22 protein-coding genes, 1 pseudogene and 1 riboswitch are annotated in these 21,577 nt (G+C 62.5%); of the genes and pseudogenes, 18 read left to right on the plus strand and 5 right to left on the minus strand.

Going from position 1 to position 21,577, the window contains the following annotated elements; translation table 11 throughout:
* Window positions 1–192: 192 nt before the first annotated feature.
* From NKH35_RS23880 to NKH35_RS23900, 5 genes and pseudogenes are all read right to left on the minus strand, one after another.
* Window positions 193–1,785: pseudogene (locus NKH35_RS23880) on the minus strand (cobaltochelatase subunit CobN); the annotation flags it as partial.
* Window positions 1,786–1,803: 18 nt separating this feature from the next.
* Window positions 1,804–2,856 carry a cobalamin biosynthesis protein CobW gene (cobW, locus tag NKH35_RS23885; RefSeq protein ID WP_352916631.1) on the minus strand — a complete coding sequence of 351 codons (1,053 nt, stop codon included), beginning with the start codon at window positions 2,854–2,856 and terminating at the stop codon, window positions 1,804–1,806.
* Between the two features lie 2 nt (window positions 2,857–2,858).
* The gene (locus NKH35_RS23890) at window positions 2,859–3,284 is read right to left on the minus strand and encodes a DUF1636 family protein (RefSeq protein ID WP_023700378.1); all 426 of its coding nucleotides are present in this window, start codon (window positions 3,282–3,284) and stop codon (window positions 2,859–2,861) included.
* 38 nt (window positions 3,285–3,322) lie between these two features.
* Window positions 3,323–3,527: riboswitch (cobalamin riboswitch) on the minus strand.
* A 58-nt stretch (window positions 3,528–3,585) separates the two neighbouring features.
* Window positions 3,586–4,278, minus strand: a complete 693-nt coding sequence (locus NKH35_RS23895; RefSeq protein WP_023690307.1) for a DUF6348 family protein — start codon at window positions 4,276–4,278, stop codon at window positions 3,586–3,588.
* A 29-nt stretch (window positions 4,279–4,307) separates the two neighbouring features.
* Window positions 4,308–5,531 carry a winged helix-turn-helix domain-containing protein gene (locus NKH35_RS23900; protein WP_352916634.1) on the minus strand — a complete coding sequence of 408 codons (1,224 nt, stop codon included), beginning with the start codon at window positions 5,529–5,531 and terminating at the stop codon, window positions 4,308–4,310.
* 327 nt (window positions 5,532–5,858) lie between these two features.
* Between NKH35_RS23900 and NKH35_RS23905 the strand changes: the two genes are divergently transcribed.
* From NKH35_RS23905 to NKH35_RS23990, 18 genes are all read left to right on the plus strand, one after another.
* Window positions 5,859–6,224: an NADH-quinone oxidoreductase subunit A gene (locus NKH35_RS23905; RefSeq protein ID WP_023670825.1), complete on the plus strand. Its 366-nt coding sequence runs from the start codon at window positions 5,859–5,861 to the stop codon at window positions 6,222–6,224.
* Window positions 6,215–6,796, plus strand: a complete 582-nt coding sequence (locus NKH35_RS23910; RefSeq protein ID WP_023670824.1) for a NuoB/complex I 20 kDa subunit family protein — start codon at window positions 6,215–6,217, stop codon at window positions 6,794–6,796. Before NKH35_RS23905 ends, NKH35_RS23910 begins: the two co-directional genes overlap by 10 nt.
* A gap of 4 nt (window positions 6,797–6,800) precedes the next feature.
* Window positions 6,801–7,340 (plus strand): hypothetical protein, encoded by a 540-nt coding sequence (locus tag NKH35_RS23915; protein ID WP_352916635.1) that lies wholly within the window; start codon window positions 6,801–6,803, stop codon window positions 7,338–7,340.
* On the plus strand, window positions 7,337–7,939 hold the full coding sequence (locus NKH35_RS23920; RefSeq protein WP_352916637.1) for an NADH-quinone oxidoreductase subunit C: 603 nt from the start codon (window positions 7,337–7,339) through the stop codon (window positions 7,937–7,939). Before NKH35_RS23915 ends, NKH35_RS23920 begins: the two co-directional genes overlap by 4 nt.
* Window positions 7,940–7,949: 10 nt before the next feature.
* Window positions 7,950–8,303 carry a hypothetical protein gene (locus tag NKH35_RS23925; RefSeq protein WP_352916639.1) on the plus strand — a complete coding sequence of 118 codons (354 nt, stop codon included), beginning with the start codon at window positions 7,950–7,952 and terminating at the stop codon, window positions 8,301–8,303.
* Window position 8,304: 1 nt separating this feature from the next.
* On the plus strand, window positions 8,305–9,495 hold the full coding sequence (locus tag NKH35_RS23930; RefSeq protein ID WP_023712705.1) for an NADH-quinone oxidoreductase subunit D: 1,191 nt from the start codon (window positions 8,305–8,307) through the stop codon (window positions 9,493–9,495).
* Window positions 9,496–10,827 carry an NADH-quinone oxidoreductase subunit E gene (locus tag NKH35_RS23935; protein WP_352916641.1) on the plus strand — a complete coding sequence of 444 codons (1,332 nt, stop codon included), beginning with the start codon at window positions 9,496–9,498 and terminating at the stop codon, window positions 10,825–10,827.
* A complete protein-coding gene (locus tag NKH35_RS23940; RefSeq protein ID WP_156941010.1) occupies window positions 10,824–11,030 on the plus strand; it encodes a hypothetical protein in 207 nt (68 codons plus the stop codon). The genes NKH35_RS23935 and NKH35_RS23940 overlap by 4 nt, the downstream gene beginning before the upstream one ends.
* A 3-nt stretch (window positions 11,031–11,033) precedes the next feature.
* Window positions 11,034–12,338: an NADH-quinone oxidoreductase subunit NuoF gene (nuoF, locus tag NKH35_RS23945; protein WP_023670819.1), complete on the plus strand. Its 1,305-nt coding sequence runs from the start codon at window positions 11,034–11,036 to the stop codon at window positions 12,336–12,338.
* A 74-nt stretch (window positions 12,339–12,412) separates the two neighbouring features.
* Window positions 12,413–13,105 (plus strand): helix-hairpin-helix domain-containing protein, encoded by a 693-nt coding sequence (locus NKH35_RS23950; protein WP_352916643.1) that lies wholly within the window; start codon window positions 12,413–12,415, stop codon window positions 13,103–13,105.
* An 11-nt stretch (window positions 13,106–13,116) separates the two neighbouring features.
* A complete protein-coding gene (locus NKH35_RS23955) occupies window positions 13,117–13,398 on the plus strand; it encodes a pentapeptide repeat-containing protein (RefSeq protein ID WP_352514988.1) in 282 nt (93 codons plus the stop codon).
* On the plus strand, window positions 13,398–15,479 hold the full coding sequence (nuoG, locus tag NKH35_RS23960; RefSeq protein WP_352916645.1) for an NADH-quinone oxidoreductase subunit NuoG: 2,082 nt from the start codon (window positions 13,398–13,400) through the stop codon (window positions 15,477–15,479). The genes NKH35_RS23955 and nuoG overlap by 1 nt, the downstream gene beginning before the upstream one ends.
* Window positions 15,480–15,481: 2 nt before the next feature.
* Window positions 15,482–16,525 (plus strand): NADH-quinone oxidoreductase subunit NuoH, encoded by a 1,044-nt coding sequence (nuoH, locus tag NKH35_RS23965; protein WP_023685202.1) that lies wholly within the window; start codon window positions 15,482–15,484, stop codon window positions 16,523–16,525.
* Window positions 16,525–17,016 carry an NADH-quinone oxidoreductase subunit NuoI gene (gene nuoI / locus NKH35_RS23970; protein WP_023731231.1) on the plus strand — a complete coding sequence of 164 codons (492 nt, stop codon included), beginning with the start codon at window positions 16,525–16,527 and terminating at the stop codon, window positions 17,014–17,016. The genes nuoH and nuoI overlap by 1 nt, the downstream gene beginning before the upstream one ends.
* Before the next feature lie 123 nt (window positions 17,017–17,139).
* Window positions 17,140–17,760, plus strand: a complete 621-nt coding sequence (locus tag NKH35_RS23975) for an NADH-quinone oxidoreductase subunit J (protein WP_023690957.1) — start codon at window positions 17,140–17,142, stop codon at window positions 17,758–17,760.
* A gap of 1 nt (window position 17,761) precedes the next feature.
* Window positions 17,762–18,070: an NADH-quinone oxidoreductase subunit NuoK gene (nuoK, locus tag NKH35_RS23980; protein WP_023670810.1), complete on the plus strand. Its 309-nt coding sequence runs from the start codon at window positions 17,762–17,764 to the stop codon at window positions 18,068–18,070.
* A 10-nt stretch (window positions 18,071–18,080) separates the two neighbouring features.
* Complete coding sequence (nuoL, locus tag NKH35_RS23985; RefSeq protein ID WP_352916647.1) at window positions 18,081–20,054, plus strand: NADH-quinone oxidoreductase subunit L; 1,974 nt, start codon at window positions 18,081–18,083, stop codon at window positions 20,052–20,054.
* Window positions 20,054–21,559 carry an NADH-quinone oxidoreductase subunit M gene (locus tag NKH35_RS23990; protein ID WP_023670808.1) on the plus strand — a complete coding sequence of 502 codons (1,506 nt, stop codon included), beginning with the start codon at window positions 20,054–20,056 and terminating at the stop codon, window positions 21,557–21,559. The genes nuoL and NKH35_RS23990 overlap by 1 nt, the downstream gene beginning before the upstream one ends.
* The last annotated feature ends 18 nt before the right edge of the window (window positions 21,560–21,577 follow it).

Here is a 21,577-nt window from a genome sequence, read left to right on the forward strand (position 1 = left end):
GCTCACCGGCCCCGGCCCCCCCCCGGGTCAACCCCCGCCCCGGCGCCCCCCGCCGCACCCGCGCCGTTGGGGGGGCGGGTGGCCCGCCGGGCGGGGTGGGGGTGGTGCACCGCTACCCCCACCCCGTTTCGCGCCATCCGCTTCGCGAATGTCGCGAACCGACCCTCCCCACAAGGGGGAGGGTGAAGGAGCGCCCCATGCCGCCTCGACTGCAGCCAGTGCCTCAGCCGGCAAATCCTTTGAGAAGTCCAGATACTCATCCAGCCCCAGCCCACCATCGCTCCGCTCCAACGCGTCCAGCAGCGCACGCGGCGTTTCTGGAATCCCGTCAACGCGATAGCCCTGCTCCTTCAGGTCATGCAGCATGGCCAACACGCTGGACGGCACATCCAGGCCCACGGCATAGCCAGTGCGGCCGGGCGCACTCGGATAATCCGGAATGAGGATCGCCAACTTACGCGTCGCGCGGGGCGTCTGCTGCAACCGTGTGAACGCCGCTAGCCTGTCCGCCACTTGCGCCACGCGATCCGGTTCCGGCCGGTTGGCGAAGGCGCGGTGGCCGAGCGCCGGGTCGGTCTCGCTCTCGCCCTTGAAGGAAATTGCGCCGGCGAGGATGCGGCCGTCGAGTTCGGGCAGCACGACATGCATGGCGAGGTCGGCGGGCGCCAGGCCGCGCTGGTTGTTGTCCCAGACGTCGCGGCGGGTGGTGGCGACGATGACCTGGAAGACAGGCACGCCGGCGCGGTCGAAGAGCGTTTCGACGCCGGGTTCGGCGCCGGAAGCGAAGGCGGTTGCGGTGATGATGGCGGTGGGCTTGAGCGTGGCCAGCGCGGTTCCGACGAAGGCCAGGGAGGTCGGGTCTTTGAGGCTGGAGACGAAGATCGGGATCGGTCTCATGCCGCGCTGGCGGAGTGCATCAAAGAGGGCATCGATTGGCGCGACATCGGCGGCCAGCAGCATCGAGCGGTAGAAGAGGATGGGGACGATGGGGTTATCAGCGTGGAGTTCTGTCACACCCCCCTCTGTCCTGCCGGACATCTCCCCCTCAAGGGGGGAGATTGAGCTGTCGTCAACGGTTTCGCCAATCTTAGATGACCCAGACAGCTTCCTGTTCAACGGGGCCGAAGAGGAGCCGGCTTTGGTGACGGCTGATCTCCCCCCTTGAGGGGGAGATGTCCGGCAGGACAGAGGGGGGTGTGACGGAACGCCGACATCGGCAAATTCGACCACGCCGCAGCAAGGCTCATAAAACCCGGCTTTCGGCACGCTGACCGGCTCAGCCGCCGCCGCATCCTGCCCAGCCAACCCCGCCAGCCGCTGCATCAGCGCTACCATATTCTCCGGCCCGCCCTCGCGGAAATAGCCCAGCAGGCCGTCCAACTCCGCGCGGGGCAGCGTCGAGGCTTCGATCAGCCTGAGGTCCTCGTCATGGCTTTCACCAGGCAGCAGCGCCAGCTTGATGCCACGTTCGCGAGCAGTCACCGCGAGTTGGTCGCAGCCATAGCGCCACCAGTCGTAGCCGCCGAGGATGCGCACCAAAATCACCTTGGCGTGGCGGGCGACGCTGTCGATCCAGAGGTCCACGGACATGGGATGGCGCAGGTCGCGCAGCGCCGCCAGCCGCATCGACGGCAGGCGGACGGCATCGGCCTTCCAGGCCGCCGCGAGGCCGGCGAGGTCGCTGTCGGTGAAGGACAGCGCCACGATATCCGCCGGCGTCTGCCGGAGATCAACTGGCTCGGCGAGATCGTCGAGCGAGGCGGAGGTCGTGGCGAGTATATGCATCGCGGCTCGTGCCTGAGATCAACCGGCGAGTATACGCTCGATCGCCGGACGGTTCAGCCCCTTCAGGCCAATGACGACGAGACGCGAGCGGCGATCGTCCTCGGCCGTCCAGGCGCGGTCATAGTAATGGTTGACGCGTGGGCCGACGGCCTGCAGCAAAAGCCGCATCGGCTTGCCGCCGACATCGACGAAGCCTTTTACACGCAACACGTTTTCCTGTTCGGCGGCGGTGGCGACGCGCTTGGCCAGGTCGTCGGGATTGGCGATCGAGGGGATGTCGACGATGAAGGTGTCGAAATCGTCATGCTCATGATCGAAAGCGCCGTCGTGATGCGACTTGCGGTTCTCGATGTCGTCTTCGACGGCGAGACCGAGGCCAAGCAGCACCGACGGGTCGACCTTGCCATGCGCAGTCGGCACGATTTTTACCGCGCGAGCGGAATGCTCATTGATGATGGCGTTGGCGCGGGCCGAACCGGCTGAATCCATCAAATCGCTTTTCGACAGGATGATCAGGTCGGCGCAGGCGATCTGGTCCTCGAAGACTTCTTCGACCGGATCGTCGTGGTCGAGCGTTTCGTCCTGAGCGCGCTGTGCCTGCAACGCGTCCATGTCGTTGGCGACGCGGCCTCCGGCCAGCGCCGGGCCGTCGACCACGGCGATGACGCCATCGACGGTCACCCGGCTCTTCACGCTTGGCCACTGGAACGCCTGGACCAGCGGCTTGGGCAGAGCGAGGCCCGAGGTCTCGATCAGGATGTGGTCGACCCTCGGTGTCAGCGCGAGGATCTTGTCGAGGGCGGGCACGAAATCGTCGGCGACTGTACAGCAGATGCAGCCATTGGCCAGTTCGACGATGTTTTCCTCGGGGCAGGTGTCGATGCCGCAGCCTTTCAGGATTTCCCCGTCGATGCCGATGTCGCCGAACTCGTTGACGATGATGGCGATGCGCTTGCCGCCGGCATTTTCCAGGAGATGGCGGACCAGCGTCGTCTTGCCGGCGCCGAGGAAGCCTGTAACGACAGTGCAGGGAACACGGGAGAGGTTGGCGGCCGGGTTTGAAGCGTTCATCGTCAGTCCTTCAGCATGTCGAGGGGTGGGATGCGGGCAACGAGGCCGCGCTTGAGGCTATCGGGCCGGCCGCGCCACGGGATGAGGCCGTCGGCCGAAGTCGCGAAGAGCTTTGCGCCGGTAACGAGGTCGGCGCCGCTGGTTGCGGTCAGATCGCCGAAGACATAGCTCCAGCAGCCATCGCGCAGGATCGCGGCGCTGAGGCGGCGCTTGCAATTGCCGAGACATTCGGCGGTGCGGACCCGGATATCGCCGGCAGCGGCGCGGCGTGTGTCCTCAGCCAGCAATTCGCCGGCGCGCGGATGGGCGTCGGAACCGGTCTCATCGCGGCAGGAGGCGCAGACGATGACGGTCACGCCGGTCAGGGCGTCGTTGTCCCCGGACGCAATGTCCGCTGTGCCAGCCGAAAAACTGCTGTTCTGGTCCAAAAACCGTGCTCCTTGCCCGGAAACCCGCCAGGCGATCGGATACTTTGTCTCAGACGGCAGGTCTCCTGGCTCGCGGGTCGTCGCCTTGGTTAGCCGCCTTCCCGGTGTTACCCAGTGGCTTTCGGCCTTGGCTCGTCGCTTACAGTTGCGGGGACAGCCGCGGATTTGGGACCGAAATCCCGCACCGCATTCCCTCTTGGCCCTTGCCGTTGCGGGCAGGGGACCGTCTGCAGCGGATTTAGGCTTTTGCGGGCGGCGGTGTCAACGCACGGCTACGACATGGCGATGTCGGCAGGGGCTGTCATGTCCCGGCTTCCGGCAGTGCCAGGATGACCTGTCGGATAGCTTGATAGCCATCGCTATAGTCCCAGTCATGACCGACAGCCAGATTCTGTCCCTCATGCCAAACCGCGTTGTCCAGAAGGACTTCGGCACTAATCAGCGTGCCCTTCAAGCCTGCCAGAAAGGTCCGGACAAAATGGCTTCCGGGGGGTACCGAAGCTGTGAACAGCTTTTCCAGCTTGGCATAGAATGCTGGATAGCCTGGTGTCAGCGAGCATAGCTCGGTTGTGGCCTGAGAAATGACCGGGCCGCTATAGATTTTCCAGCGGGCATCTTTTCGCCAGATCTTCCAACTGGCGCTGCTTCGCTGCCAAAGCTCTATTTCGGCCTGCATGTTCTCGCAGACGTGATCGGCCAGTCCCTCAATGGCCACATGGAAAACACCACGGAGAAACTTTTCAAACGCCTGGTTCAGTTCCTGTTCGCGCGTGTCGCCGAAGCCAGCAAAGGATTCAATGACCGGCTGAACATCAAGCAGCGGAGAAAAAATGTAGATTTCCAGGACCAGCCGGTCAGAACTCGTCTCGAACACCTCAGCCTCAAACCGAAGCTGCTTCGATTGGAGCATGACGTCCCTATCTCTGCGGACTGCATCTATTCCATGCGCAATGAGGGCGCCATGGATCATGTCGAGCACTTTGTCCGATGCCATTGCACAACCTACGAGGCTTATTGAGGCGTTTATGACAGACGCTGCAAGGGTTGGCCATCTCTCTCGCTAGCCAATGCCGGCCCCAGATTGCCGGCCGGCGTCACTTCGATGCGCTCAAGGCCAAGCCAGCCCTGCATCTCCTTTAGTTCCTCGAAAAGCTGTGCGGTGGTCTCAGGCGGTGCGCCTGCTTCGGCATAGGCGGCGTGGACGCGTAAGACACTCGCAGGCCGGTCGGCCTTGAGGTCGACGCGGGCGACGATCTTGTCGCCGAGCAAGAAAGGCAGCACGTAATAGCCATATTGCCGCTTGTCGGCCGGGGTGTAGATCTCGATGCGGTAGCGGAAATCGAAGAGACGCTCGGTGCGCGCGCGCTCGAAGACCACCGGATCGAAGGGGGCCAGCAAGGCGCGGGCCTTGATCTTTCGCGGCAGGCGGGCGTCCCTATAGAGGTAAGCCGGCTTGTCCCAGCCTTCGACGTTTACCGGCAGCAACTCGCCCATCTCGACCAGTTCCTCCAACCGGCCCTTCATGTCGGCCGGCGACAAGCGGAAATAATCGCGCAGGTCACCCGACGTCGCGATGCCGTGGGCGCGGGCGGAAATGCGCAGCAATTCGCGGTGCGCGTCCTCGGCCGCCGGCACCGGCAGGTCGAGGATCGCCTGCGGCAGCACGCGCTCGGGCAGGTCGTAGAAGCGCTCGAAGCCGCGGCGGTGGGCCGTGGTGATGCGGCCCGCCCAGAACAGCCATTCGAAGGCATGCTTGGCATGGCTCCAACCCCACCAGCCGCCCGAACCCTTCTGGCCTTCGAGCGCAGAGGCGGCGATCGGGCCGCGCTCGGCGACTGCGCGGTAGATCTCTTCGATATAGGCGGCGTGTTCGCGGCCCCATTTGGCCAGCCCCAGATACATTTCGTCGCCCTGCTCGGCCCGCTGCATGCGCCAGCGCATCAACGGGTAGATCTCGACCGGCAGGAACGAGGCCTCATGCGCCCAGTACTCGAACACGGTGCGCTTGCGGGTGATTGCGGCATTGTCGAGCAGGGTGAGCGGGTAGGGGCCAAGGCGCGAATAGAGCGGCATATAGTGGGCGCGCACCACGGCGCTGACGGAATCGATCTGCAGCAGGCCGGTGCGCGACAGCACGCGGGCGAGGTGGCGGCGATCGGGCGTGCCGACCGGGCGGGGATCGAGAAATCCTTGCGCGGCGAGCGCGATGCGCCTGGCCGTCGGGAGTGAGATTTTGTCCTTCGTCAAAGTGTCTTGCCTCGAACCATTTTCCCGACTTTAGCCGGCGATTCCGGTCATGCTAGCAGGCAAATGGCGGGAGATGTGTCAGGAGACAAAAGTGGAGTGAAAGATGAAGGAAATCAAACAGGAGGAGATCGGACCAGTTTTTCCCGGCCTGCCGTCCAGCACTGTCTTTTGAACAAGGTTTGACTTGCTTCGCTGAAAGCCGTGCGCTAACCCTCGCCGCGTTGCAGCAAAGGCACCTAAAACGGTTCAGCGGTTAAACTGTCGCGCTTCCGCATTAGGGTTGGTTGCTGTAATCAAAGTGGATTGGCCGCCAACGGAAAGCCGAGCATGAACGTACTCCTCAGTTCATACCTGCCCATCGTCCTCTTCATCGCCGTGGCCGCGGTTGTAGGCCTGGCGCTTATCATCGCGCCGTTCCTGGTGGCTTATCGCAATCCCGATCCGGAGAAGCTTTCCGCCTACGAGTGCGGGTTCAACTCGTTCGACGATGCCCGGATGAAATTCGACATCCGCTTCTACCTGGTGTCGATCCTGTTCATCATCTTCGATCTGGAAGTGGCCTTCCTGTTTCCGTGGGCGGTGTCGTTCTCGAAGATCGGCATGCTCGGTTTCTGGTCGATGATGGTGTTTTTGGCGGTGCTGACCATCGGCTTTGCCTATGAGTGGAAAAAAGGAGCGCTGGAATGGGATTGAACGACAGTTCCGGAACGCTCGTCGCGCCGAAGCCCAAAGGCCTGATCGACCCCAATACCGGACGTCCGGTCGGTTCCGACGATCCGTTCTTCCTCGAGATCAACAATGAACTGGCCGACAAGGGTTTTCTGGTCACCTCGACCGAGGCGCTGATCACCTGGGCACGCAGCGGCTCGCTGATGTTCATGACCTTCGGTCTCGCCTGCTGCGCCGTCGAGATGATCCACACCTCGATGCCGCGCTATGATTCTGAAAGGTTTGGCGTGGCTCCTCGCGCGTCGCCGCGCCAGTCCGACATCATGATCGTGGCGGGAACGCTGACCAACAAGATGGCCCCGGCTTTGCGCAAGGTCTACGACCAGATGCCGGAGCCGCGCTACGTCATCTCGATGGGCTCCTGCGCCAATGGCGGCGGCTACTATCACTATTCCTATTCGGTGGTGCGCGGCTGCGACCGCATCGTGCCGGTCGACATCTATGTCCCCGGCTGCCCGCCGAGCGCCGAAGCGCTGCTCTATGGCATTCTTCTCCTGCAGAAGAAAATCCGCCGCACCGGCACGATCGAACGGTAGTCATATGGATGAGGCTCAAATTATCTACGGCAACTCTGAGCCTTGGCTGGGTTTGACGTTCAAGACGTTGGAGCCGCGATTCGAGGAAACCGCCTCTGGTTCGAGGTTTTTTTCTTCCACGCTTTCGACAGAGACAAAATTTGGCAATGCCGGCGTTGGTATCGACATCATGTTGAATGATTGGGAGTCCGAGCCGACAAGCGATCCACGAATAGTCTTCTATCATGGCGACGTGAGACTGCGTTCGCTTGGTGACCGAACCAAGAACCTGATTGCAGAAATGTCGGCTAGGGTTTCCTCCGCCTCGTCAGGCCAGATGGCAGCCACAGAAAAGTTGTTCCTGGAGTGCGTTGCCCTAAATGGTGACCCCGCAAATCTGGAAACCCGCCAGTTTGTCGGAAAGGTGTTTTTTGACGAGCCGGGCGGCGACAATGAATGTCAAGTTTTTTTGACCGTTGACGTCGCCAGGCAGAGCGCTTGGTTTGGCGAGAAAGACGCGGAAGACTCGCCCAAGGTCTTGGGCTGGTTGGCGAGGTTGTCATGAGCGCATCCCTGAGTGAACTGTCGACCTATCTCGGCGAAAAGCTGTCCGGCCGCGTCAAGGACGCGGTACTGGCCTATGGCGAACTCGGCATTTCCGTCGAGCCGGGCGACCTGATCGACGTGGTGACCTTCCTGCGCGACGATCAGCGCTGCCAATTCATCTCGATCATCGATGTCTGTGGCGCCGACTATCCGTCGCGCGTCAAGCGCTTCGATGTCGTCTACCACTTGCTGTCGCCGAAGCAGAATTTGCGCATCCGCATCAAGGTGCAGGCCGACGAAGAGACGCTGGTGCCGTCGCTCACCGCTGTCTACCCCGGCGCCGACTGGTATGAGCGCGAAGCCTACGATCTCTATGGCGTGCTGTTCTCCGGCCATCCGGACCTGCGCCGCATCCTCACGGATTACGGCTTCGAGGGCCATCCCCTGCGCAAGGACTTCCCGCTGACAGGTTTCGTCGAGGTGCGCTACGACGACGAAGCCAAGCGCGTGATCTACGAGCCGGTGGAATTGAAGCAGGAATTCAGGAACTTCGATTTTCTCTCGCCATGGGAAGGGACGGACTACGTCCTGCCGGGCGATGAGAAGGCGAAACAGTAGGGGCGGCGGCGTGGCGATGATCCGCGTAGCGCTACTAAGCCTGTTTTGCTGTGCCGGCTTGCAGAATGCTTTTGCGAAAGACTGCAAAGTAGCTGGAGTGGATTGCTATTCGGCGGCGCGAGCTGCCGTGGCGAACGACACGGTGAAGAACTGCCCGACGATATTTCGTATCAAGCCTGCGATGCAGATTGAATTGGACCAGATTTTGAACGCCTTGCGCGATGCTGGAGAGCTGGCCGATCTCCAGCCTTCCAACGAGACCATTGAGCAATGCGAGCAGAGAGCAAAAGAATATGTGGCCGGGCCGCAGACGGTCCGCTTCATGGAACTGACGCCGTCAGCCAAGGAAAGGCTTGGAATCTAGCATGACCGAGCACTCCGTCCGCAACTTCAACATCAACTTCGGCCCGCAGCATCCTGCGGCACATGGCGTTTTGCGCCTTGTGCTAGAGCTCGACGGCGAAGTGGTCGACCGCGTCGATCCGCATATCGGCCTGCTCCATCGCGGCACCGAAAAGCTGATCGAGCACAAGACTTATCTCCAGGCGGTGCCCTATCTCGACCGGCTAGACTATTGCGCGCCGATGAACCAGGAGCATGCCTTCGCGCTCGCCACCGAGCGGTTGCTCGGCATCGAAGTGCCGAAGCGCGGCCAGTTGATCCGCGTGCTCTATTCCGAGCTCAGCCGCATCATGTCGCACATCCTCAATGTGACGACGCAGGCGCTGGATATCGGCGCTCTGACGCCGCCGCTGTGGGGTTTCGTCGAACGCGAAAAGCTGATGGTGTTTTATGAGCGCGCTTCCGGTTCGCGCATGCATGCCGCCTATTTCCGTCCGGGCGGTGTGCACCAGGATCTGCCGGCGAAGCTGGTCGAGGACATCGGCAAGTGGATCGACCCGTTCCTGAAGTCGCTTGACGACCTCGACAAGCTGCTTACCGGCAACCGCATCTTCAAGCAACGCAATGTCGATATCGGTATCGTGTCGCTTGCCGACGCCTGGGCCTGGGGTTTTTCCGGCGTCATGGTGCGCGGCTCGGGTGCTGCCTGGGATTTGCGCAAGTCGCAGCCCTATGAATGCTATTCCGAGATGGATTTCGACATCCCGATCGGCAAGAACGGCGACTGCTACGACCGTTATCTCGTGCGCATGGAAGAAATGCGCCAGTCGGCCAAGATCATGCGTCAGTGCGTCGACCTTCTGCTCGGCAAGGAGAGCACCGGGCCGGTGTCGAACCTCGACGGCAAGGTGGTGCCGCCCAAGCGCCAGGCGATGAAGCGCTCGATGGAAGCGCTGATCCATCATTTCAAGCTCTATACTGAGGGTTACCGCGTGCCGGCCGGCGAGGTCTATGCCGCGGTCGAGGCGCCGAAGGGCGAGTTCGGCGTCTATCTCGTCTCCGACGGCACCAACAAGCCCTACCGCTGCAAGCTGCGCGCGCCCGGCTTCGCGCATCTGCAAGCCATGGATTTCCTCTGCCGTGGCCACATGCTGGCCGACGTCACTGCCGTCCTGGGTTCCCTCGACATCGTGTTTGGTGAGGTCGATCGCTAAATGTCAGTCCGCCGTCTCGCAGAAGCAAGCGTCCAGCCAGCCACCTTCGCCTTCAACCGGGCGAATGCGGCGGTTGCGAAGCAATGGATCAAGAAATATCCGAAGGGCCGCGAGCAGTCGGCGATCATTCCCTTGCTGATGATTGCGCAGGAGCAGGAAGGCTGGGTCACCAAGGCGGCGATCGAGACGATTTCGGACATGCTCGGCATGCCGCGCATTCGCGGGCTCGAAGTCGCGACCTTCTACACGCAGTACCAGCTCAATCCGGTCGGCACGCGCGCGCATATCCAGGTCTGCGGCACCACGCCCTGCATGCTGCGCGGCTCGGAAGCGCTGATGGATGTGTGCCGCTCGAAAATCCATCACGACCAGTTCCACACCAACGACAAGGGCACGCTGTCGTGGGAGGAGGTCGAATGCCTCGGCGCCTGCGTCAACGCGCCGATGGTGATGGTCTTCAAGGACACGTTCGAGGATCTGACGCCCGAGCGGCTGGCCGAAATCATCGATCTTTATGATGCAGGCAAGGGCGCCTCGGTTCCCACGGGACCGCAAAATGGCAGAACCGGCTCGGAGCCGGCGCCTGGCCTGACGACGCTGAAGAGCGAAAAGGCGATCCTCAAAGCGACGCGCGACAAGGAAGCCAGGGCGGCGAGCAAGGCTGCCCACACGGCGCCCGACGCGATCATTGCAGCGCCTGTTCCGGCTCCTGCCGCTCCTGCAGCGGCCGCCCCGGTCGCGCCATCCAACGCCGGCAAACCGAAAACCGATGCGCCGGAAACCAGCTCGGCGTTGAAGTCGCCCTCCAGGGCCAAGGTTGCACCGGCGGCGGAAAAAGCGGCGAGCGTCCCGGCGCCCCTGCATTCGGCCGCCAACGCCAACACCGCGGCGCCTGAAGTCGAGAAGGTCGCCAAGCAGCGTAATGGCCCGAAGACCACCTCCACGCCGGCAGCTGCCTTCATCGCTCCGGAATTCAAGGCGCCAGCGGCCAACGCCTCGGTGGCCCCGACCGTCAAGGCGCCGACAGCCAGACCCGCAAAGCCGTCGCTCGAGGACAAGAACCGTCCGGCCGGAATCGACAGGCCGGCTGCGGTCGACGATCTCAAGCTGATCTCGGGCATTGGCCCGAAGATCGAGGGCATCCTTCATTCGCTTGGCATCTTCACCTTCACACAGGTCGCATCCTGGAATAAGGCCGAGCGCGACTGGGTGGATGGATATCTCGCTTTCCAGGGCCGCATCGAGCGCGACGACTGGGGCAAGCAGGCCAAGGCGCTCGCCAAGGGCGGCGTCGCCGAATACATCCGCGTCTTCGGCAAGGAGCCACGTTGATGGCTGAAGCGCAAAGCACCGGATCTTTGCTGTCGCTGCGCAGCATTGTCATCGGCGTTGTCTGCATCGCTGCTGCCAACATCCTTCTGGAGGGGCTTCGGCGCCTCGTCGAATTGCCGTTTTCGGATACCCTGGAATCGATGGCCGCGACCGGCATAGGCGTGCTGGTGTGGGTCTCGATCGTCTTGCGGGGAAAGAGGTAAGTCATGCTGGCTGACAAAGACCGCATCTTCAACAACATCTACGGGCTCTTCGACAAGTCACTGGCCGGCGCGATGGCGCGCGGCGCCTGGGACAACACGCCCGGCATCATCGCCAAGGGGCGAGAGTGGATCGTCAATGAGATGAAGGCGTCCGGCCTGCGCGGCCGTGGCGGCGCCGGCTTCCCGACCGGGCTGAAATGGTCGTTCATGCCCAAGCAGAGCGATGGAAGGCCGAGTTATCTCGTTGTCAACGCCGACGAGTCCGAGCCCGGCACGTGCAAGGACCGCGATATCCTGCGCAACGATCCGCACACCCTGGTCGAGGGCTCGTTCATCGCCGGCTTCGCCATGGGCGCGGTCGCCGCCTACATCTATGTGCGCGGCGAGTTCATCCGTGAGCGCGAGGCGCTGCAGCGCGCCATCGACGAGGCCTACGAGGCCAGGCTGATCGGCAAGAACAACACGTCCGGATACGATTTCGACATCTACATGCATCACGGCGCCGGCGCCTATATATGTGGCGAGGAAACAGCACTTCTGGAAAGCCTCGAAGGCAAGAAGGGCCAGCCCCGGCTGAAGCCGCCATTCCCGGCCAATGTCGGCTTGTACGGTTGTCCGACAACCGTGAACAATGTCGAGTCGATTGCGGTGGCGCCGACCATTTTGCGCCGTGGCGCCGCCTGGTTCTCGTCCTTTGGCCGGCCCAACAATGTCGGCACCAAGCTGTTTTGCATCTCGGGTCACGTCAACAATCCGTGCACCGTCGAAGAGGCGATGTCGATCCCGTTCCGCGAGCTGATCGAAACCCATTGCGGCGGCATTCGCGGCGGCTGGGACAATCTCCTGGCGGTCATTCCGGGCGGCGCTTCGGTGCCGCTGGTGCCGGCCGAGCAGATCATCGATGCGCCGATGGATTTCGATGCTTTGCGCGACCTGAAATCCGGCCTCGGCACGGCGGCTGTCATCGTCATGGACAAGTCGACCGATATCGTGAAGGCGATCGCCAGGCTGTCCTATTTTTACAAGCATGAGAGCTGCGGCCAGTGCACACCGTGCCGCGAAGGCACCGGCTGGATGTGGCGGGTGATGGAGCGGCTGGTGCGCGGCGAGGCGCAGAAGCGCGAGATCGACATGCTGCTCGACGTCACCAAGCAGGTGGAGGGCCATACGATCTGTGCGCTGGGCGACGCCGCGGCATGGCCGATCCAGGGCCTGATGCGGCATTTCCGCGGCGAGGTGGAGCGGCGCATCGACGAGTTTTCGCGCAACGCGCACCGGGCCGAACCGGTGATGGTGGCGGCTGAGTAGATTTGAAATACGGGCGCAAGCCCGGGACTGACACAGCGGGGCGGGGCAAGCGAAGAAACGACCAGGAGATGTCTATGGCGCCGTATTCGAACCCTTTGATGCCCAATTTGGACCAGCTTGAAAAGATGAACCAGGATTTGACCAGGATGATGCCGAAGGAGATGGCCAGCGCCGTCAACCTTCTCGCGCATCCTGTCGCGGGTGCCGCCGCGATGTCGGCGCTGGGCTTCGGCCTTGCCAACCATGCATTTGGCGTGTGGCTCGGCGCCTTGTCGGGTGCTGCCGAGGCATCGCAGCGGATTTTCCAGCCGATCATCGACGATTTCGAGCAGCGCACCCAAGAGTTCTCCGAGACCGCGCCGGCCACCAAGGCGCGCGCGGCGACCAGAACCCTGATCGCCGAGGCGCAGACTTTTGCCCAGGATGTGACCGATATTGCCGCTCGCACCGTCGATGCCGAGCCGGAGAAGACCGAGGCCGTCGCCGAAGGCGCGACGATCGGATTGATGCCGGAGGATTTCAGACAGCCCAAGGCCGTGGCTCGTCCGGCCAAGCCGTCGGATCTCAAGGCGATCACCGGCGTTGGGCCGAAGCTGGAAAAGGTGCTGAACGGCCTCGGCATCTGGACCTTTGCCCAGATCGCCGCCTGGGCGCCAGAAGAGATCGCCTGGGTCGAGGACTACCTGTCGCTCACCGGCCGTATCGGCCGCGACGAGTGGACCCGCCAGGCCGCGGCGCTGACGCTGGCCGCCAAGGCGAAGAAGTAGGGGTGGCAGGCATGGAGATCCACGACAGGAGCGATGTTCTCGATGTGCGCAATGCCATCGTCAGCAACTCCAGATTTGACGATGTGAACTTGTCGAACACGCAGTTTCACAACGTCGACCTGTCGGCGGCCGTTGTGGAGGACGCGAACCTCTCGGACGCGTTTTTCAGCAATGTGAATATGAGCAATTTGAAGATAGAAAACGCTGAAGTCGCCGGCATGATGATCAATGGCATTAGGCTGAGCGATCTGTTTCAGGCATATGAGACGGCGCAGACCGCCAGGGGCAATTGATGGCAAAGCTCAAGGTCGACGGGAAAGAGATCACTGTACCCGACCACTACACGTTGCTGCAGGCGGCCGAGGACGCCGGCGCGGAAGTGCCGCGCTTCTGCTTCCATGAGCGGCTGTCGATTGCCGGCAATTGCCGCATGTGCCTGATCGAGGTGAAGGGCGGGCCGCCCAAGCCGCAGGCCTCCTGCGCCATGAATGTGCGCGACCTCCGTCCGGGACCCAATGGCGAGGCGCCTGAAATCTTCACCAACACGCCGATGGTCAAGAAGGCCCGCGAAGGCGTGATGGAATTCCTGCTGATCAACCATCCGCTGGATTGCCCGATCTGCGACCAGGGCGGCGAATGCGACCTGCAGGACCAGGCGATGGCCTTCGGCGTCGATTCCTCGCGCTATCACGAGAACAAGCGCGCGGTCGAAGACAAGTATATCGGCCCACTGGTCAAGACGGTGATGAACCGTTGCATCCACTGCACGCGCTGCGTTCGCTTCACCACGGAAGTTGCGGGCATTTCCGAGCTTGGCCTGATCGGCCGCGGCGAGGATGCCGAGATCACCACCTATCTCGAAAGCGCCATGACCTCCGAGCTGCAGGGCAATGTCATCGACCTCTGCCCGGTCGGCGCGCTGACCTCCAAGCCTTTCGCCTTTCAGGCACGGCCGTGGGAGCTGACCAAGACAGAATCCATCGACGTCATGGACGCCGTCGGCTCGGCAATCCGCGTCGACAGCCGTGGCCGCGAGGTGATGCGCATCCTGCCGCGCGTCAATGAAGCGGTGAACGAGGAGTGGATTTCCGACAAGACCCGCTTCATATGGGACGGATTGCGCACGCAGCGCCTCGACCGCCCCTATGTCCGCAAGGACGGAAAGTTGGCGCCGGCCAGCTGGGCCGAAGCGTTCGTTGCGATCAGGGATGCGGTGTCGAATGCTGCGCCCGAGAAAATCGGCGCGATTGCGGGCGATCTTGCCGCCGTCGAGGAAATCTACGCGCTGAAGCAGCTTATGGCTGCGTTGGGCTCGAAGAACACCGATTGCCGCCAGGACGGCGCCGCACTCGATCCCGCGCTCGGCCGCGCCAGCTACATCTTCAACCCCACCATCGAGGGCATCGAGCAGGCCGACGCGGTGCTGATCATCGGCGCCAATCCGCGCTTCGAGGCCTCGGTGCTCAATGCCCGCATCCGCAAGCGCTGGCGGATCGGCAATCTGCCGGTCGGCGTCATCGGCGAGGTCGGCGACACGCGTTACGACTACGAACAGCTCGGCGCCGGCCCGGAGTCGCTGAAAGACCTGGCCGACGGCAACGGGAAGTTCTTCCAGGTGCTGAAGAAGGCGACGCATCCGCTGATCATCGTCGGCCAGGGCGCGCTGTCGCGTGCCGACGGCGCGGCGGTGCTCGGCCAGGCGGCGAAACTCGCCACCGCCGTCAACGCTGCCCGCGCCGACTGGAACGGCTTTGCCGTGCTGCACACTGCGGCCGCGCGCGTCGGCGGTCTCGATGTCGGCTTCGTGCCTGGCAAGGGCGGCAAGAACGTTGCCGGCATGTTGGGGGAGAGCGAGGTTCTGTTCCTGCTCGGCGCCGACGAGGTCGACATGTCCAAGACCGGCGGCGCCTTCGTCGTCTATGTCGGCACGCATGGCGACGCCGGTGCGCACCGCGCCAATGTCATCCTGCCGGGAGCCGCTTACACCGAAAAGTCCGGCACCTATGTCAACACCGAGGGACGCGTGCAGCAGACCAACCGCGCGGGCTTCGCGCCGGGCGACGCGCGCGAAGACTGGGCGATCCTGAGGGCATTGTCCGATGTGCTGGGCAAGAAACTACCCTTCGATTCGCTGCAGCAGTTGCGCGCCAAACTCTATGGCGAATACCCGCATCTCGCCCGCATCGATCATGTCGAAGCCGGCAATGCCGATGACGTCGCTAGGGTGGCGAAGCTCGGCGGGCGGCTGAACAAGGGCACTTTCACCTCGCCGGTCACGGATTTCTATCTGACCAACCCGATTGCGCGGGCCTCCGCCGTCATGGCGGAATGCTCGGCGCTGGCGAAAAACGGCTTCAGGCAGGCGGCAGAGTAGACATGGACACCTTCTTCTCCTTCTACGTGCTGCCGACGCTGATCATCCTTTTAAAGTCGGTCGTGCTGATCGTCGTTTTGCTGATCGGGGTCGCCTATCTGCTTTACGCCGACCGCAAGATCTGGGCGGCGGTGCAATTGCGCCGCGGCCCGAACGTCGTCGGCCCGTGGGGCACGCTGCAGGCTTTCGCCGATCTGCTGAAATTCGTCTTCAAGGAACCGGTCATTCCGTCCGGCGCCAACAAGGGCGTGTTCCTGCTGGCGCCGCTGGTGTCGGCCGTGCTGGCAATCTCAGCCTGGGCGGTCATTCCCGTCAATGCGGGCTGGGGGATCGCCAATGTCAATGTCGGCATCCTCTACGTCTTCGCCATCTCATCGCTCGAGGTCTATGGCGTGATCATGGGCGGCTGGGCGTCCAACTCGAAATACCCGTTCCTCGGCGCGCTGCGCTCGGCGGCGCAGATGGTGTCCTACGAAGTCTCGATCGGCTTCGTCATCGTCACCGTGCTGCTCTGCGTCGGCTCGCTCAACCTGTCGGACATCGTGCTGTCGCAGCAGGACGGTCTGGGCACCAAGCTTGGCCTGCCCAACAGCTTCCTCGACTGGCACTGGCTGGCGCTGTTCCCGATGTTCGTCATTTTCTTCATCTCGGCGCTGGCCGAGACCAACCGCCCGCCCTTCGACCTGGTGGAAGCCGAGTCGGAACTCGTCGCCGGCCATATGGTCGAATACTCCTCGACGCCGTTCCTGTTGTTCTTCCTCGGCGAATATGTCGCCGTGGTGATGATGTGCGCGCTGGCCACCATCCTGTTCCTCGGCGGCTGGCTGCCGCCCTTCGACTTCGCCCCCTTCACCTGGGTGCCCGGCGTGATCTGGTTCGTGCTCAAGATCTGCCTGATGTTCTTCATGTTCTCCATGGTGAAGGCCTTCGTGCCGCGCTACCGATACGACCAGCTGATGCGGCTCGGCTGGAAAGTATTTTTGCCGATCTCGCTGTTCATGGTCGTTGCCACCGCGGCCTTCCTCAAGATCACGGGGTTTGCATGATGTCCGCTTTTGGTCAGGCCGCCAAATCGCTGCTGCTGCAGGATTTCGTCAGCGCCTTTTTCCTGTCGATGCGCCAGTTCTTCGCGCCGAAGGAGACGATCAACTATCCGCACGAAAAGGGGCCGATCAGCCCGCGCTTCCGGGGCGAGCATGCTTTGCGCCGTTACCCCAATGGCGAAGAGCGCTGCATCGCCTGCAAATTGTGCGAAGCGATCTGTCCGGCGCAGGCGATCACCATCGAGGCCGGCCCGCGCCGCAATGACGGCACGCGCCGCACCGTGCGCTACGACATCGACATGGTGAAGTGCATCTATTGCGGCTTCTGCCAGGAAGCCTGCCCGGTCGACGCTATCGTCGAGGGGCCGAATTTCGAGTTCGCGACGGAGACGCGCGAAGAGCTTTACTACGACAAGGACAGGCTGCTGGCGAATGGCGACCGCTGGGAGCGCGAACTGGCGCGCAACATCTCGCTGGACTCGCCCTACCGCTGACATTTGACGCATGGACGGGGCGAGGGGCCTCGTCTAAGGACAACGCAACTTGCCGGCCGGAGGCGGTCGCAGAAATCAAACAGGACGGATGTCCTGTTTGGACAGGAACCCGGGGGATCCCCAATGCTGAGTGGACTAGAGGCGGCCTTTTTCTACCTCTTCGCCTTTGTCGCGGTGGCGTCGGCCTTCATGGTCATTTCGTCGCGCAACCCCGTGCATTCCGTGCTGTTCCTGATCCTGACCTTCTTTAACGCCGCCGGCCTGTTCATGCTGACCGGCGCCGAGTTCCTGGCGATGATCCTGCTCGTCGTCTATGTCGGCGCGGTCATGGTGCTGTTCCTGTTCGTCGTCATGATGCTCGATGTCGACTTCGCCGAGATGAAGGAAGGCGCCCTGCAATATGCGCCGATCGGCGCGCTGGTCGGGCTGATCCTGGCGGCCGAGCTGATCGTGGTGCTCGGCGGCTACACCTTCGCGCCGCAACTGGCCTCGACGGTCTCCAAACCCATCCCGGATCTTGCCGCGCGGACAAACACCGCAGCACTCGGCGACATCCTCTATACGGACTACCTCTACTACTTCCAGATTTCGGGCCTCATCCTGCTGGTCGCCATGATCGGCGCCATCGTCCTGACGCTGCGCCACAAGGAAGGGGTCAAGCGGCAGTCGATCGCCGCCCAGGTCGGCCGCACGCCGGCGACAGGCATGGAAATCCGCAAGGTCAAGTCGGGCGAGGGGCTCTGAGATGGTCGTCGGCATCGCACATTACCTGACCGTATCGGCGATCCTGTTCACGCTCGGCGTGTTCGGCATCTTCCTGAACCGCAGGAACATCATCGTCATCCTGATGTCGATCGAGCTGATCCTTTTGGCGGTCAACATCAATTTCGTCGCCTTCTCGGCGGCATTGGGCGATCTCGTCGGCCAGGTGTTTGCCCTGTTCGTGCTGACGGTCGCGGCCGCCGAAGCGGCCATCGGTCTTGCCATTCTCGTCGTCTTCTTCCGCAACCGCGGCTCGATCGCGGTCGAAGACGTGAACCAGATGAAGGGTTGACGGGGCTAACATGTATCAAGCGATCGTCTTCCTTCCGCTGCTCGGCTTCCTGATCGTCGGCCTGTTCGGCAATGCGCTCGGCGCCAAGGCATCGGAATATATCACCTCAGGCTTCCTGGTGATCTCGGCCGTGCTGTCCTGGGTCGCCTTCTTCTCCGTCGGCTTCGGCGAAGGCGAGGTGTTCACCGTGCCGGTACTGCGCTGGATCCAATCCGGCGGCTTGGACGCGTCCTGGGCGCTCAGGATCGATACGCTGACGGTGGTCATGCTGGTGGTGGTCAACACGGTGTCGGCGCTGGTCCACATCTATTCGATCGGCTACATGCACCACGATCCGAACCGGCCGCGCTTCTTCGCCTATCTGTCGTTGTTCACCTTCGCCATGCTGATGCTGGTGACGGCGGACAACCTCGTGCAGATGTTCTTCGGCTGGGAAGGGGTGGGTCTCGCCTCCTATTTGCTGATCGGCTTCTGGTACAAGAAGCCGTCGGCCAATGCTGCTGCCATCAAGGCCTTCGTCGTCAACCGCGTCGGCGATTTTGGCTTCGCGCTCGGCATTTTCGGCGTCTTCGTTTTGTTCGGCTCGGTCAATCTCGGCACCATCTTCGCCAATGCCGCGACGTTCATTCCGGCTGAAGGCGCCCCACAAGGCGCGGCCGTGCTGACTTTCCTCGGCTACGCGCTGGACAAGCAGGCAGCCATGACCATCGTCTGCCTGCTGCTGTTCATGGGCGCCATGGGCAAGTCGGCGCAGGTGCCGCTGCACACCTGGCTGCCGGACGCGATGGAGGGCCCGACCCCGGTTTCCGCGCTGATCCATGCCGCCACCATGGTCACGGCCGGCGTGTTCATGCTGGCGCGGCTGTCGCCGCTGTTCGAACTGTCGCATTCGGCGCTGACCGTGGTGACCTTCATCGGCGCCTTCACCGCCTTCTTCGCGGCGACCGTCGGCCTGGTCCAGAACGACATCAAGCGCGTCATCGCCTATTCGACCTGTTCGCAGCTCGGCTACATGTTCGTCGCGCTCGGCGTCGGCGCCTATGGCGCGGCGATCTTCCATCTGTTCACGCACGCCTTCTTCAAGGCGCTGCTGTTCCTGGGCTCCGGCTCGGTCATCCATGCCGTCTCCGACGAGCAGGACATGCGCAAGATGGGCGGCCTGCGGAAGCTCATTCCGAAGACCTACTGGATGATGGTGATCGGCACGCTGGCGCTGACCGGCGTCGGCATTCCGGTGACCGTCATCGGCACCGCCGGCTTCTTCTCCAAGGATGCCATCATCGAGGCTGCCTTTGCCGGCCACAATTCGGTCGCCGGCCTCGCTTTCGTGCTGCTGGTCATAGCCGCCTGCTTCACGTCCTTCTACTCCTGGCGGCTGATCTTCATGACCTTCCACGGCGAGCCGCGGGCGAGCCACGACGTCATGCACCATGTCCATGAATCGCCGCCGGTGATGCTGGCGCCGCTGTTCATCCTGGCTGCGGGCGCGCTGTTTGCCGGCGTTATCTTTCATGGCGCCTTCATCGGCGAAGGCTATGCCGAATTCTGGAAGGCGTCGCTGTTCACGCTGCCGGACAACCACATCCTGCACGAGATTCATGAATTGCCGCTGTGGGTCGAGCTGGCACCGTTCGTCGCCATGGTCATCGGCTTTGCAGTCGCCTGGAAGTTCTACATCCGCTCGCCGGAACTGCCCCGGAGTGTCGCCGCCAACCATCGGCTGCTCTATGCCTTCCTGCTCAACAAATGGTACTTTGACGAGCTCTACGATGTCCTGTTCGTGCGGCCGGCAAAGGCGCTGGGCAGGTTCCTGTGGAAGACGGGCGACGGCACCATCATCGACGGGCTCGGTCCTGACGGCATTTCGGCGCGCGTCGTCGATGTCACCGACCGCGTCGTCAAGCTGCAGACCGGCTACCTCTATCACTATGCCTTCGCCATGCTGATCGGCGTGGCCGCACTCGTCACCTGGATGATGCTCTGATGACCGCCTGGCCAATCCTCTCGCTGGTCACCTTCCTGCCGCTCGTAGGTGTACTGCTGATCCTGTTCATCAGGGATGACAGCCCGAATGCGCGTCGCAACATCCGCGCCATCGCGTTCACGACGACAGCGGCCACCTTCATCATCTCGCTGTTCATCTGGACCGGCTTCGACAATTCGCAAGCCGGCTTCCAGTTCGTCGAGAAGTTTGCCTGGTTGGATTCCGGCATCTCCTACCATATGGGCGTCGACGGCATTTCGATGCTGTTCGTCATCCTGACGACGTTCCTGATGCCGCTCTGCATCCTGGCGTCGTGGGAAGCGATCGACAAGCGGGTCAAGGCCTACATGATCGCCTTCCTGCTCTTGGAAACGCTGATGATCGGCGTGTTCTGCGCGCTCGACATCGTGCTGTTCTACGTCTTCTTCGAGGCCGGCCTGATCCCGATGTTCATCATCATCGGCGTCTGGGGCGGCAAGCGCCGCGTCTACGCCTCGTTCAAGTTCTTCCTCTATACGCTCGCCGGCTCGGTGCTGATGCTGCTCGCCATCATGGCGATGTTCTTCCAGGCGGGCACCACCGACATCCCGACGCTGCTGACCCACAACTTCCCGGCCCACATGCAGACATGGCTATTTCTAGCCTTCTTCGCCTCCTTCGCGGTGAAGATGCCGATGTGGCCGGTGCACACCTGGCTGCCCGATGCGCACGTCGAAGCGCCGACGGCGGGCTCGGTGATCCTGGCGGGCATACTGTTGAAAATGGGCGGGTACGGCTTCCTGCGCTTCTCCCTGCCGATGTTCCCGCTGGCGTCGGAAATGTTCGCACCGCTGGTGTTCACGCTGTCGGTCGTCGCCATCATCTACACCTCGCTGGTGGCGCTGATGCAGGAGGACATGAAGAAGCTGATCGCCTATTCCTCCGTCGCCCATATGGGCTTCGTCACCATGGGCATCTTCGCCATGAACCAGGAAGGCGTGCAGGGCGCGATCTTCCAGATGCTGAGCCACGGCCTCGTCTCGGGCGCACTGTTCCTGTGCGTCGGCGTCATTTACGACCGCATGCACACACGAGAGATCGACGCCTATGGCGGCTTGGTCAACAACATGCCGAAATACGCAACCGTGTTCCTGATCTTCACCATGGCCAATGTCGGCTTGCCCGGCACGTCAGGCTTCGTCGGCGAGTTCCTGACCATGCTCGGCGTGTTCCGGGTCAACACCTGGGTGGCTTTCTTCGCCGCCACCGGCGTCATCCTGTCGGCGGCCTACGCGCTCTGGCTCTACCGCCGGGTCATCTTCGGCGCGCTGACCAAGGAAAGCCTGAAGGGCCTGCTCGATCTGTCGACGCGCGAGAAGGCAATCATCTACCCGCTGGTCGTGCTGGTCATCTTCTTCGGCGTTTATCCCGCTCCCGTCTTCGATGCCACGGCCCAGTCGGTCAAGGCGCTCGTCACCAATGTCACCGCATCCATCGGCGCCGCGCAGACCGCGGCGGCGAACTGACCAGAGGTTTTGCGAACC

The organism is Mesorhizobium sp. M1143 (assembly GCF_040318435.1).
In the GTDB taxonomy this organism is placed as follows: domain Bacteria; phylum Pseudomonadota; class Alphaproteobacteria; order Rhizobiales; family Rhizobiaceae; genus Mesorhizobium.